The organism is Paenibacillus sp. P3E, assembly GCF_001909045.1.
Taxonomy (GTDB): Bacteria; Bacillota; Bacilli; order Paenibacillales; family Paenibacillaceae; genus Paenibacillus_AQ; species Paenibacillus_AQ helianthi.
In genome coordinates this window covers 37972-50409 of the sequence record NZ_LVWH01000160.1, presented here as the reverse complement: position 1 = coordinate 50409, position 12438 = coordinate 37972, and the positions used below count along the sequence as shown (strand labels likewise).

Here is a 12438-nt window from a genome sequence, read left to right as displayed (position 1 = left end):
TTGTCTAGAACAGCGACGTATCGTTGATTTTTTTGGATACCTGATTGGCAATTAGCAGTAGAATCAGTGCAATGACCGCCTTGATCAGGGTGACCGCCGCAGAGTAGGAGAAGCGGTTGGAGACTATACCTGTATAGTAGATGTAATAGTCGATTACGTTGCTGGCGCTGTCATTGAGCGAATTGCGCAACACCAGAATCTGGTCAAAGTTGGAGTTCAGCACACCGCTGACTGCCAGGATGAAAAGAATGCTGATTGTCGATTTAATCGCCGGCAGCGTGACAAACCACATTTTCTGGAATCGTCCGGCTCCGTCAATCGTCGCTGCTTCATACATTTCCGGAGAGACCCCGGAGATGGCTGCCAGGTAGATGATTGCGGACCAGCCAAGCTCCTTCCAGATGTCGGAGGAAATGATAATCGTCCAGAAATAGCTGGGCTCGGCGAGATAGGTAATCGGCTGATCAATCAGATGCAGCGACAGTAGAATGTTGTTCACAATTCCCACATCCGCAAGCCATGTTGCCAGAATGCCGCCCAGTACCACCCAGGAGAGAAAATGCGGCAGATACGAAATGGTCTGAATCGTTTTTTTGTACCTTAAGGAACGGACCTCGTTCAGAAACAGAGCGAAAATAATCGGAAGCGGGAAACCGATCAGCAGCTTGATCAAACTGATGCCCAGTGTATTCTTGATGACATTGACCAGATCCTCGTCATCCATGAACTCCCGGAAATGCGTCAACCCCACCCAGGGGGCTTCAGCTATGGATTTCACAATGTTGTAATCCTTGAAGGAAATAATCAGCCCGTACATTGGAATGTAATTGAAAATAATCATCCAGACCACGCCGAGCAGGGCCATTGTCTGTAAATGGCGCTGGACCAGCAATCTCCTCCAAAGCGAGCTTTTTCGACCTGAACCGGTTTCGATTTTTGGCGAAAGAAGCGGCTGCATCGCCTGATTTACTTGGGTGCTTCTTTTGTTATCCATCCTATGGCCTCCAAAATCTATCTGTCTGTATTTATATGAAGCGCTTACAGTTCCATGTGTTTATTGTATCGATTTTCGGATGGGGCTGTAAGGGTCCAGATTTCGTATTTGGGGGCTGATTTTTCGGCTATATGATTTGAAGTAAAGTACGGCTGGTTCGGTGAAAACCGTGACTGCGGGGAATGTTTGGACTTCCGGTCGCTGTTGTATCCAGATTTCTTGATTCATACCGCTTCTAGCGGATGAAATCCGGATACAAAGGCGAACGCTGCCGCTCCTCCAGTTCCAAACTTCCCCTCCGCCACTCCCACCTCCTCAAGCTGGACTTTAAGTTCAAATGATATAGAAAATCAGGCGGAGTGAGGGGCAAGGAGAGGCCTGTTCAGCCTCTCTTTGCCTTCACTGTCCACCCTGAGCCTTGGCCACCTCGCCGTTCTAGGATTCAGTGGTGGCTGGTGGCTTAGGCTGCTTCAGTTACTATGATGGCCTCTTACTTACCAGCCTGCTTAATTGGAAAAAGTAACACTAACCTGAGTGATACCACTATCAGATCATCGTATGTTGGAGAAAGGATACTTAATCCGGACAGTTTGAGCGAAAACAGCTGATGCTGCCCGGATTAGGTGGAGGAAATCCAACTAAACGTTGCTGTGCGGCTGATTTGGACTAATTAGTTGTAGAAATTCCACCTAGAATCCGTCCATTGAACAAGGAGCCTTTCTCCTGATGGAGCACTGGCGTCAGTGGTTCCTTATGGTTACTTAGGTTACTTGCGATTCCTGCCGGTTCCTTGTACTAACCATTATTGCTAGCCAGTTACTGAAACTATATAGATTAAACTTAAGAGCCTAACTTGCTGTAATGGCGAAACCCTTGGTCTACAAGGAATCTCACCATTCAGCATGCAATCATTCTTAAACTCAGCTTATATAGTTACTGCTCATACTACTGTATTTCTACCATTTATTACTTCTACTCACTACTTCTACTCATTGCTTCTACTCACTACTTCTACTCACTACTTCTACTCACTACTTCTACTCACTACTTCTACTTATTGCTTCTACTCATTACTTCTACTCACTACTTCTACTCATTGCTTCTGCTCATTGCTTCTGCTCAATGCAGTTTAACTAAGTTTACAGCCCGTTTTTCAAGCCTGGGTGGGTCCGTTACTCCAGCACCGCCCGGATTTCGATGATATCGCCCCGGCGCAGCGCCTCGGCCTCCGTACCGCGCAGCAGCGAACCGGAGATCCGGCTCACGGTGCCGTCACGGTAGGTCAACGCCAGGCTCCGGATGGAAGCCCCTCCCTCACCGAAGGTGTTCAGATGGCGCGGATTGTGATAGGTCACCCGCGTCTTTCCCAGGAAAGTGAAGGATACTTCCGCCTGCTCATCAAACAGCCAGCCCGGAAGCGCCGGGGCAAAAGACAAGGCCAGTTCCCCGTCTACCACCGAGAACATGCGGCTTCCGGCCATCATCGTCCGCCACATGCTCAGGAACTCTGCGGTGGAACCGCTAAGTCTGGCAACGAAGCCCCTTCCATGCGTACCCGGATCGGGATTGCCGCCCGTGGCAATGAAGGAGGAGTTCTCCAGGGTACTCCGTCCATATACTGCAGGGTCGAGGAAAGGGATGAGCGAGGTTCTCAATTCCCCGTAGAATTCCTCATAGAGCCCCGCCTTCAGCAGCTCCAGCAAATATTTGTAGGACATGTGCAGGAAGTTGGACTCCCGCTCCAGCCAGCCCGGAGTGAACGCCCGCATCCGTCCGATTTCATTGGACTCCTTATCCAAAGAGACCGATGTGCGGTACATCGACGTAACCGGATCATACAGCTCCGTTTGCTTGATCCGGTTATAAATATCCCGGGCCTCGCCCTCATTGTCCAGCGTCTTCAGCCAGCGGGCCGGCCCCTCCAGAAAGTACGGCAGCGGGAAGGCTTCGAACGCTTCCACCACCGCCTTGGGCAGACCATAACCGCTGATTACCGGCTGGCCGGCCTCGTCGGTCACCGCCTGAAACCGCGTAGCCTCAAAGCGGAAATAGGTCGGGGTCAGACCGCCGCCCAGTTCGACTGCAAGATTAATCCCGATATCGATCTTGCGCAAGAATTTGCCCAGCGCCTCAAGAATCACTGCAAGGGGTACCTGCCGCTCTTCCCCGGTGATACCAAAGCGGATACGCTCCCGATAGGACTCACGTGCGGACGATACGGTATTCCAGTAATCAAACTGCGCAAGCTCTCCTGCCAGAACAGCGGTTGTCGCACTGTGTACCTGCTCCAGCAACAGGGACATTTCCGCAGGAAGCTTGGCGGCTAATCCCGAAGTACCAGTCCCCTGCACATTGCTCTCCAGAACCTCCAGCAAAAAGACGATCATCCGCTTCAGCTCAAACGTCTCGCTCATTCCTGAACCGAATAACCCCGGCAGTCCGTTCATAGCGTCATTCCAGCCCGGCTTGTTGCCCTCCATCTCCACGCCCATGCCATAAGGGTCCAATGTGGCAAATTTGTTCAAGGCCAGCGACAGCATCTTCACGAACAGGCTGGTACGGTAGATGTCTCCATGTCCGCCTTGGGTACGGAGCCAGTGCGTCTCCGAAGCCTTTCGCTTCAGCAGATGCAGCTTCTCCTCATCCTCCAGAAGAGCACCATATTGACGTACTCTGCCATCACTCAGCACATATTTCTCGCTGCGCGGCAGTACATAGGCCGGGCTGTCATAAAACGCATAACTCTCATCTCCGAAGAGCAGCTCCTGTCTGCATTCCGGAAAAATATCCAGATAGCCCTCCACCAGATCGAGGTTGTAGGTCCAGTGATCCGACCAGAATCCTTCTCCGAAGGCGGCCTCAATGTTCTGCTGCGATAAGGCCAGTACCCCGCTCAGAAAATCCTGCTCACTCGCCTTTAATGTAACATCATGGTCGGCAATATAATTGATCAGGCGTCCGGGAGTGAAACGGCCCGCGCAGAGCTTCATCAGCTCCTCCTGATGATCGGCAGCCGACCCGCGAATCCACTCCGCAAGCTGCGGCGACTTGCCCGGCAGAATTTCAAAGGTGGTCCCCTGTACACTCAGCGGATTGTAGCCATCCGCCTGAATCAGGCTGTAAAACATTTTGATGTTGAAGCTGCCGACCCGGGGATTGAAGAAGACATCATTGCGCCGGTTCTGGTTCATATCGCGGAAATTCCCGTTGCCCTGCGAGTAATACTCCGGTGCCAGCGAGAAAAAGTTGTAGTCACGCTCCATGTCGCCGTGCTTGCGCGAGAACAGGTGCACGACAAAGCCTTCTCCTCCATTGTCGAAAATAAACGGATAGCCGCCGCGCAGGAAATTATCCAGATAGGACTGCCGGCAGTACGCATCAAATATTGGCGAAGCGGTGCGGGTAGCAATATCCGCCGTCAGCTCGTCGGTCAGGCTGGCCGCTTCCCGGGCTTTGGACGTAATGTATTCATCGCGGCAGAGGGCTGCCGCTTTTCGGTTGATTTTATCGATGTCGTTCACATGCCCAATGATGGTATTCAATGTCAGCCTGCTGCCCGGAGTGAGCGTCCGCGCCGTGCCGCTGAAGCCGCAGGGAACCTTGTTGACGGGATACTGGGGCTGTGCCAGCAGTTCTGCAAGCTGCAGACCAGCAAAACGCTCCGGAAAACCTAGGGAAGTATTGCCCCCAAACACCGTCTCGAAGTCCACAACCGGTGCCAGCCGCTCTCCTTCTGCTGTGAAGGACAGATAGAAATGCCCGCTTCGGATTTCGCTGACCTGCGCATCATCATTGGTGCTGGAGCGCAGCTTGTAGAACGGAATACCGTTGTCCAGATTATATACTTCCATCCAGCTGCGCAGCAGGTTGCCGATCTCCTTGTACCCGCTGTTTTCTACACCGTACGGCAAAATCTCCGGCAGACCGTCCAGAAGCTCCAGTTCAAGCTCGCCGCCGCTAATATTTTCGATTTCTACGCGCCGGACCAACGCCGCATAGTCGTCATTCGGCAGATTGAAATAGTGGACGGTTGTTTTTAATCCGTAGCCCGCATGGGATTCCTCAATCCTCAGCCCGTTTGGAAGAATCGTCATCTTGCGTTTCGCATCGGAATCAGGCCGTGCCGACTGGAACGGCTCATATATTTCCGGAGTACCCTTTATCTTGATGAATGTACGGAAGCCGGACGAAGCTACGTTCTTGTAAGAAATATTTGCCGGTGAAAACTCCATAATCGGTGAGTTTTTGTCGCGTATCCCAAAGCTGGAAATCCCCTGGCCCCGGTTCACATAAAAGGTCCACATCGGAATGCCCTTCAGTCCGGCCAGCCCGGGCAGAAAGCTCGCAAACGGCTTGCCCTCATGAAACTGCTCAATCACAAAGTTGCCGGAATCAAAATAATATTGGCTCATACATTTGCCTCCTTCAAATTAAACTGCAGCGATGAACGCATTATGAAAAAATGAGATGTGTTGCAATGGAGTGCGGCAGTAGCTCGCATGCGGCCAGCTCATCGCCAAGCCCCAGAGTCACGCTGCGCAGCTCTTCCCCCTCGTTCATGAGGACAACGGCGATGCTGCCGTCCGGATTACGGAATGCAGTAGCCAGAACGCCTTTGGCGGCTGAATCCAGGCCAATGCGCACAGCGCCGGGAACAATGAATTTGCTGAAATGCCCGATGTAATAATACGAGCTGTTGTAATGCACCTCATCGGAAGTGGTATCGGCAATCACCGGAGCATCGCAGAGATTGCCCACATGATTGGGCCCTCCGGTCTCGTCGAGCACCAGATTCCAGTCCAGGTAACCTTCGGTCCAGGCATTCAGGTCACCAATCATATTCCGTCCATAGCGTTCACCCGTGAACCATTCGCCCAGACGCACACCACCCTCCTGGCAGCCTTCTGTGAACAGCAGATGCTTATCCGGGAAAAGCTCATGCACTTTGGCCACCTTATCGAATTCCTCGCCGCCGTACCAGTGAATGCCTGTACCCCATACATACCGGGCAGCTTCCGGGTCGGACAACACGGTAGAGGCGCGTTCGACCATGATATCGCGGTTGTGGTCCCAGATAACGATGTTCACATCTGCCAATCCCGCCTCATGCATCACAGGGCCCAGATGGTTCTTGACAAAATCCCGTTCCTCTTCCGCACTGTATATACAGGAATCCCAGGTCTGTACGGCTGCCGGCTCATTCTGCACGGAGACAGCCCAGACCGGAATGCCTTCCTTGCGGTAGGCCTCAATGAATTTGGTATAATACCGCGCCCAGACTGCTGCGTACTCCGGCTTCAGCGAACCGCCGTTGTTCATCTCCCCATTGGTCTTCATCCAGGCCGGGGGGCTCCAGGGGGAAGCCAGCATCGTGAAGGGGCCGCCTCGCACCTCCATCGCATCTTTGATCAGCGGAAGCACCCACTTGTGGTCATGGGAAATATCAAAAGTCGCAAGCTCCGTATCTCCCTCCTGCACATAGGTATAATTTCCGAGCGCAAAATCGCAGCTGTGGATATGCACACGCCCCATGCTGTAGTTCAATCCTTCTTCAGGATGAAAATACTTCCGGATGACCTCCGCCCGCTTCCCGGGGCTCATCCGGGACAAGGTATAGGCCGCCGCCTCCGTGAAAGCGCCCCCAAAACCAAGCATTTGCTGAAACTCCTGCTCCGGCTGCAATTGCACATCTGCGTGCTCTTTGGTTGTGCGGGCTCTGAATACGATCGCCTCTCTAGGGCTTAAGCGCTCTCCCGTATCCCTGGCAGTTACCACTGTGCGTGCCTTTGTCATTTCATCCAGCTCCTTTTTTATGCTTATATGATAATCGAAACCGGTTTCGATTATTTCGAAAAAAAATGCGCACCCGGCGGAACCTCTTTATTCCCCGCCCGGCGGCGCGCAGGAGTCCCGCACCACTACCTCTACAGGAAGCATCAGTGCTTCCTTCTCTTGTCCTTTACCGTCGATGGAAGCGAGCAGAATCTCCGCCGCCCGGGTCCCGAGCTTTTCCGTATCCTGCCGGATGGTCGTCAGTGCAGGCGATACATAGGCAGCAAGCTCGATATCATCATACCCGATGACTGAAATATCTGAGGGTACAGAGAAGCCCTTATCTTTGGCTGCCATCACCGCGCCCAGTGCCAGCAGGTCACCTGAAGCAAACACAGCTGTCGGCCGCTCCACTAGCTCAAGCAGCTTCAGCATTGCAGCATAACCGCTTTCCCTTGAAAAAAAAGCTCCCTCAGCGATGTAGCCGTCCCGCACCTCAAGCCCTTGCAGTTCCATGGCCGCTATGTATCCCAACTCGCGCTGGCTTCCCGGAAAAGAGTTCCCGCCTCCGGAAATATGAGCAATCCGCCGGTGACCCAAAGACGCCAGGTAATTCACTGCGAGCTGCGCTCCTGCCATATTATCCGAGCACACCGTATGCGACTGCGCCGTATCATAGTCCAGAATAACCGTAGGAATATCACTTTCGAGCAGTTCCAGAAAATAAGGGTCGTCATAGTCGGATAGGAAGACCACGACTCCATCCACCCCACGAATCCGGCAATTCTCCAGATATCCGCTTTGCTTGCCGCCAACATCCTTGGAAATAAACATCAGCGCATAGCCTTTGGCTACCGCAACCTGCTTGAAACTCTCAATGACCGCACTGAAAAATGGATGGCGGATCCCCGCACCGGTCTCCTCCACAAACAGCACACCGATAGTCCATGACTTCTTGGTGGTCAAGGTTCGGGCATGCGAGTTGGGCAAATACCCCATTTCCTGAGCCGCCCGCAGAATGTCCTGGCGGGTCTTCTCCCGCACATCGGAATAATTATTGAACGCCTTGGACACTGTGGTTGGCGAGTAGCCGGTTTTTTTGGCAATATCATAAATCGTTGTCAATCCGGTTCACTCCCGCCGGCCCCAAATGAAAGCCCTTTTATATTCACTGCCATTCTAACGCCTTTGGGCGCCGCCGTCCAGCAGAAATTAGGAGATCTGCACCTTACCCTGCCTGCTGTGTGATTCACCGCACTTTGCGCTATACTAAAGCTACCATAAAAAAGAAGGGGAATGGACAGGCAGTTATGACGGCCTTCCACACATACCTATGACCGATACCCAGCAGCCATTAACCAAACAATGCGCCTACTGTCAGCAGTATAAACCTCTAACTGAATTCCGCAGGCGCACAGGCAAGCGCTCCAAGGGCCAGTCCCGCCGCGGTGCCTGCCGGGAGTGCCGCAAGGAGCTTCTGGCGCATAAACCCAAGCCCGCTATACGGGGAAAAGTAGCCGCAGTGACTGCAGCTACCGTGATCTCCGATTCCGGATTGACCGATACGCTCGTGCTTACACGTTATCCGCTCCCCCCAGCGCCGGCTGGCACAGCTTCCAAGTCTGCTGTGCCTGGAGCCCATAAGGCTTCCTCGCCGGAGCGCTCCAAGGAAGGCCATGCAGCCCCTCCGGCACATGGGATCAAGGGCAAAGCGCGGCCGCGCGGGGCCGATCCCCGCCGTAAGGCGCCACAGATTAGAGGACCAAAGCCAGATCCTCAGGATGCATCTGCACTCATTCCGTCGTCCAAAGGCATGATTCTCATGCGGGGCCACAGCGACAAGGGACGGCGCTGGCATCAGGAAATCGACCTGGAGCTTGCCGTAACGCTCGTCAGAGAGCATGCCGCTGTAGTGGTAAACCGCCGCACGATCCGCAGAATATACAGTAATAAGGATTTCCGCGCCTTTATTCTGACCAGGGACAAGTATACCTGCCATTTCTGCGGCTTGTACGGAGATACCATTGATCATTTGCTGCCGCGCGCCAAAGGAGGCCACACTACGCCGGATAACTGCGTCTGCGCCTGCAACCTCTGCAACCAGACCAAAGCTGACCAGTATGTGGAGGAATTTATGGGGCGGTAAAAAAAGCGCTCCCGGCTCGGGAATATGCTGTTCATGAGAACGGCAGCCAAGGGCCGGGAGCGCTACTGTAGTTTACGTAATATGTTTGACCCGTCCGACTTGACCGTCAGCCAGCCGTACCTTGATACCGTGCGGATGGCGGGGCGAGTTGGTTAATATATCTTTGACTACGCCATGCGTAAGTTTGCCGGTAGCCTGATCCTGCTTCAGCACAATATCCACCTCAAGCCCGGCACGGATATCCGCTCTAACTTGTCCGTTCATGATGCACTCCCCTTTCTTAAGTTATAATGGAGTTACTATATTTCAGATTAAGGATAAGGATGAGACAACAATGGCCTTCGGTATTAATAGAGCAGAATTGACCCGCTGGAAACAGGCGGTCTCCGCAGGAGAGATCGCCTTCCTGACCCATTATTGGCTGGACCCGCGATTTCCGGGGATGACCACAGTAACCAAAGTCGGCTGCAGCAATCTGGACCGCCTGCACAGCTGGTGCGAGCAGCATGGGCTGCCGTCCCGGTACATTCATAACCGCAAACCTTTCCCGCATTTCGATCTTATGGGACCGAAGCAGCCGGAAATTCTCCGGCAGGAGGGGCAATGGGAGCAGCTCGAAAGGTTCCATATGCTCTGATCCACAGATGAGCACATATGCTTCTATGTCTATAATACAAGCTGCGGATTATTTCTTATTCTTCAGATCCTTCATAATCTTCCGCCCGGTTGGGGTCTGGGCCAGTCCGCCCCCAGCCGTCTCCCGGTGCTTCTCCGGCATGGCCGAGCCAACCTCAAGCATGACCTTGATGACCTCGTCGGATGGAATCACGCTGCGCACCCCGGCCAATGCCATATCGGCGGCGGCCAGCGCCGTAACGGCTCCGAAGCCGTTGCGCACGATGCAGGGAATCTCCACAAGTCCGCCAACAGGGTCACAGATCAGCCCCAGTGTATTTTTGAGCGCGAGGCCAACGGCATGCACCGCTTGCGCCGGGGTTCCTCCGCGCAGTTCAGTGAGTGCTCCCGCTGCCATTCCGATAGCCGAGCCAACCTCGGCCTGGCAACCGCCCTCCGCACCGGAGACAAACGAATTATTGGCAATCACATACCCTATGGCTCCGGCGGCGAACAGACCGGATACCATATAGTCATCATCCCAGCCGAAACGCTCCTGGCAGCTCAGAAAGACGCCGGGAATAATTCCGCAGGAGCCGGCTGTCGGTGTGGCGATAATGCGTCCCATGGACGCATTGACCTCCGATACTGCCAGCGCATAGGCCATAGCCTGACCGGCAGGTCCGCCGAGACAAGGCTCATCCGCTGCGTTGTAGGCGGCGACCCGCTGGGCGTCCAGACCGGTCAGCCCGCTGCGCGAGGTGGTATCCTCGGTCATGCCGCGGTGGACGGCTTCTTTCATCACGCCATAATACTGGCTCATGGTAGCAAATTCCTGTTCCCTGGACCGTCCGGATTCTTCGCTCTGCTCCTCCAGCATCAAGGCGCCGATACCCATTCCCCGTTCTTCGCATAATACAGCCAGCTGGCTTAAGGTTTGAAAATTCATCGTGTGTTGTCCTTCCCTTTCTGTTCTTGCAGAGTTTCATTCAGATCCACCACTTTGACGGATTGGACGGCAGGCAGAGCACTCAGCTCATGCAGCAGCTCCGGCGTCGCAGCTTCATCCAGCTCCAGCACCGTCAGAGCCGCACCGCTGCGGTTTTTCCGGTCCAGCGACATATGCCCGATATTGAACTGGCCCCTGCGCATGACATCCGTAACACTGGCGAGCACCCCCAGGTAATCCATATGATGAATCAGCACCGTGGGATACATTCCTGTAAGCTTCACTCCGAATCCGTCAATATCAACAATTTCGATATTTCCGCCGCCGATGGATATTCCGGTCAGCGCTAATTCCGTACCCGTCTGAGCACCCGTCAAACGCAGCCGTACTGTATTGGGATGAGGGAACAGCCCCGTTCCCTGACCGAAGGAAATAGCCATCCCGGCCTCTTCTGCGAGCTCGATAGAATCGGGCAGACGGGAGTCGTCCGTAGCAAAATCCAGCAGCCCCCCGGCAATCGCCCGGTCTGTCCCATGCCCTTGATACGTCGCAGCAAAAGAGCCGAAGAAAGTCACCTCAGCCTCAGAAGCCGGCTCACCCAGCACCTGCCGGGCAGCCCTGCCGATCCTCGCCGCGCCTGCTGTATGCGAACTGGAAGGCCCGACCATGGCCGGACCGATAATTGAGAATACATCTTTGAACCGCATTGTTCAGATCTCCACCTATCAAAATTCGACAATATACTTCACTTCTATATTATACTGCAGCCGCGTAAAAGCTACACCATGACATTATCTGTTACGTGAAGAGTATTCCGGGAGAACAGGAGAATACCCTCCCGTTCCTGCCACCCGATCCCAGCCCAGAAGCTGCGGCCGGGGCTGTTACCCTCAATCACCATCAGATGACATTTGTCGACACCCTCCTGCAGCAGTTTGTCCAGACAACGCGAAACCATTCCACGGCCGATTCCCCTGCCGCGGCTGTCTCCGCTGACCGCGACATGATACATATATCCCCTGCGTCCGTCATGTCCGCACAACGCCGTACCCGCAAGCGTGCCGTCTTCGTACTCGCAGACCTGGCTCATTCCGGGGTTACGCTCCAGATAGCGGAGAATTTCTTCCCGGGAATCCGCAGCGCTTAGGTTCATTCCCGGCGTATTCTCCCATAACTGATATGCGGCTTCATAATCATCGGCAATCATGGGTCTGTAGTTCATTCTCTCTCCCCATCTCCATTTGGATTTAGTATGTATGGATAAGCACGTTGGCATATTACGGCGAGCTCTTCCAGAGTCAGTCTGCCAAGAGACAGCATAGCCTCGTAGGGATCGCCTTCCAGCCTTAGCAGCTTGGCAAAAGCGGGCTCTGTCTTCATGCCTCCGGACTTCAGAGAGAGCACACTTTCTCGAAAGCCGTTCCCCAACAGGCTCAGTATCCGTCCTTCCACCTGCATATGCAGCCAGGCATTCTGCTTCTCCGTGGCCAAGGGCTGGCCAAACAGCTCGACCGGCCACCCGCCTGCCCGGAAATTAATCTTAGTGCGGATGATCCCCTCTACCGTACGGGTGACCGCACAGAACTCCTCCAACTGACCGAAATGACTTCGGGCCTCAGCGATAAAACGCCGGGAATCATGCACCTCACAAATGATATCCAGATCACTGCCCTCCACCTGAATGCCCAAGGGGACCGTTCCCGCCAGTAGCGGATGATATTCCGCCAGCAGCTCCATGATGCGCAGCTCACGCAATAAACGCCGGACCTCTCTCAGCACTTCGTTGCCCTGCTGCTCCTCAGCTCGGCCAGAACCGCCGTTATTCTCCAGCATCGCTTCACCTCCTGTTGTACCCGCTGATCCTATTAATCTATCATCCCAATTCCCCAGGTGCAGCAACTTTGATAATCGGTTTCTTATCTTCTGTGAACCAGTGGACAGCAGAGTCGCACGCTTTTCTGG

11 protein-coding genes are annotated in these 12438 nt (G+C 54.0%); 2 read left to right on the top strand and 9 right to left on the bottom strand.

Going from position 1 to position 12438, the window contains the following annotated elements; genetic code table 11:
* Positions 1 to 4: 4 nt before the first annotated feature.
* The 4 genes from A3842_RS13555 to A3842_RS13540 all read right to left on the bottom strand — a co-directional run bounded on the left by A3842_RS13555 (position 5) and on the right by A3842_RS13540 (position 7891).
* Positions 5 to 958: an ABC transporter permease gene (locus A3842_RS13555; RefSeq protein WP_074086884.1), complete on the bottom strand. Its 954-nt coding sequence runs from the start codon at positions 956 to 958 to the stop codon at positions 5 to 7.
* Positions 959 to 2166: 1208 nt separating this feature from the next.
* Positions 2167 to 5406, bottom strand: a complete 3240-nt coding sequence (locus A3842_RS13550; RefSeq protein ID WP_074101767.1) for a cellobiose phosphorylase — start codon at positions 5404 to 5406, stop codon at positions 2167 to 2169.
* 40 nt (positions 5407 to 5446) lie between these two features.
* Positions 5447 to 6787, bottom strand: a complete 1341-nt coding sequence (locus tag A3842_RS13545; RefSeq protein ID WP_074101766.1) for a glycoside hydrolase family 30 protein — start codon at positions 6785 to 6787, stop codon at positions 5447 to 5449.
* Positions 6788 to 6874: 87 nt separating this feature from the next.
* Positions 6875 to 7891: a LacI family DNA-binding transcriptional regulator gene (locus A3842_RS13540; protein WP_074086703.1), complete on the bottom strand. Its 1017-nt coding sequence runs from the start codon at positions 7889 to 7891 to the stop codon at positions 6875 to 6877.
* A gap of 208 nt (positions 7892 to 8099) precedes the next feature.
* On the opposite strand from A3842_RS13540, the gene A3842_RS13535 reads away from it, so the two are divergent.
* Positions 8100 to 8912: an HNH endonuclease gene (locus tag A3842_RS13535; protein ID WP_074101765.1), complete on the top strand. Its 813-nt coding sequence runs from the start codon at positions 8100 to 8102 to the stop codon at positions 8910 to 8912.
* Positions 8913 to 8984: 72 nt separating this feature from the next.
* Here the strand turns inward: A3842_RS13535 and A3842_RS13530 are convergent, their stop codons facing one another.
* Positions 8985 to 9176, bottom strand: a complete 192-nt coding sequence (locus A3842_RS13530) for a YwbE family protein (RefSeq protein ID WP_020426781.1) — start codon at positions 9174 to 9176, stop codon at positions 8985 to 8987.
* A gap of 70 nt (positions 9177 to 9246) precedes the next feature.
* On the opposite strand from A3842_RS13530, the gene A3842_RS13525 reads away from it, so the two are divergent.
* The gene (locus A3842_RS13525; protein ID WP_074086701.1) at positions 9247 to 9549 is read left to right on the top strand and encodes a hypothetical protein; all 303 of its coding nucleotides are present in this window, start codon (positions 9247 to 9249) and stop codon (positions 9547 to 9549) included.
* Positions 9550 to 9597: 48 nt separating this feature from the next.
* Here A3842_RS13525 and sdaAA read toward each other — a convergent pair whose 3' ends face one another.
* From sdaAA to A3842_RS13505, 4 genes are all read right to left on the bottom strand, one after another.
* Positions 9598 to 10476 (bottom strand): L-serine ammonia-lyase, iron-sulfur-dependent, subunit alpha, encoded by an 879-nt coding sequence (gene sdaAA, locus A3842_RS13520; protein WP_074086700.1) that lies wholly within the window; start codon positions 10474 to 10476, stop codon positions 9598 to 9600.
* Positions 10473 to 11183 (bottom strand): L-serine ammonia-lyase, iron-sulfur-dependent subunit beta, encoded by a 711-nt coding sequence (gene sdaAB / locus A3842_RS13515; protein ID WP_074101764.1) that lies wholly within the window; start codon positions 11181 to 11183, stop codon positions 10473 to 10475. The genes sdaAA and sdaAB overlap by 4 nt, the downstream gene beginning before the upstream one ends.
* Before the next feature lie 71 nt (positions 11184 to 11254).
* The gene (locus A3842_RS13510; RefSeq protein WP_074101763.1) at positions 11255 to 11698 is read right to left on the bottom strand and encodes a GNAT family N-acetyltransferase; all 444 of its coding nucleotides are present in this window, start codon (positions 11696 to 11698) and stop codon (positions 11255 to 11257) included.
* Positions 11695 to 12309, bottom strand: coding sequence for a DUF4269 domain-containing protein (locus A3842_RS13505; RefSeq protein ID WP_074101762.1), 615 nt, complete (start codon positions 12307 to 12309; stop codon positions 11695 to 11697). The genes A3842_RS13510 and A3842_RS13505 overlap by 4 nt, the downstream gene beginning before the upstream one ends.
* Positions 12310 to 12438 lie beyond the last annotated feature (129 nt).

What these genes read in the sequence shown, in the direction of transcription:
- A3842_RS13505 (WP_074101762.1), bottom strand. Translation starts at nt 12,309, where the DNA reads ATGCTGGAGAATAACGGCGGTTCTGGCCGAGCTGAGGAGCAGCAGGGC.
- A3842_RS13545 (WP_074101766.1), bottom strand. Translation starts at nt 6,787, where the DNA reads ATGACAAAGGCACGCACAGTGGTAACTGCCAGGGATACGGGAGAGCGC.
- A3842_RS13535 (WP_074101765.1), top strand. Translation starts at nt 8,100, where the DNA reads ATGACCGATACCCAGCAGCCATTAACCAAACAATGCGCCTACTGTCAG.
- sdaAA (WP_074086700.1), bottom strand. Translation starts at nt 10,476, where the DNA reads ATGAATTTTCAAACCTTAAGCCAGCTGGCTGTATTATGCGAAGAACGG.
- A3842_RS13525 (WP_074086701.1), top strand. Translation starts at nt 9,247, where the DNA reads ATGGCCTTCGGTATTAATAGAGCAGAATTGACCCGCTGGAAACAGGCG.
- A3842_RS13555 (WP_074086884.1), bottom strand. Translation starts at nt 958, where the DNA reads ATGCAGCCGCTTCTTTCGCCAAAAATCGAAACCGGTTCAGGTCGAAAA.
- A3842_RS13530 (WP_020426781.1), bottom strand. Translation starts at nt 9,176, where the DNA reads ATGAACGGACAAGTTAGAGCGGATATCCGTGCCGGGCTTGAGGTGGAT.
- A3842_RS13510 (WP_074101763.1), bottom strand. Translation starts at nt 11,698, where the DNA reads ATGAACTACAGACCCATGATTGCCGATGATTATGAAGCCGCATATCAG.
- A3842_RS13550 (WP_074101767.1), bottom strand. Translation starts at nt 5,406, where the DNA reads ATGAGCCAATATTATTTTGATTCCGGCAACTTTGTGATTGAGCAGTTT.
- sdaAB (WP_074101764.1), bottom strand. Translation starts at nt 11,183, where the DNA reads ATGCGGTTCAAAGATGTATTCTCAATTATCGGTCCGGCCATGGTCGGG.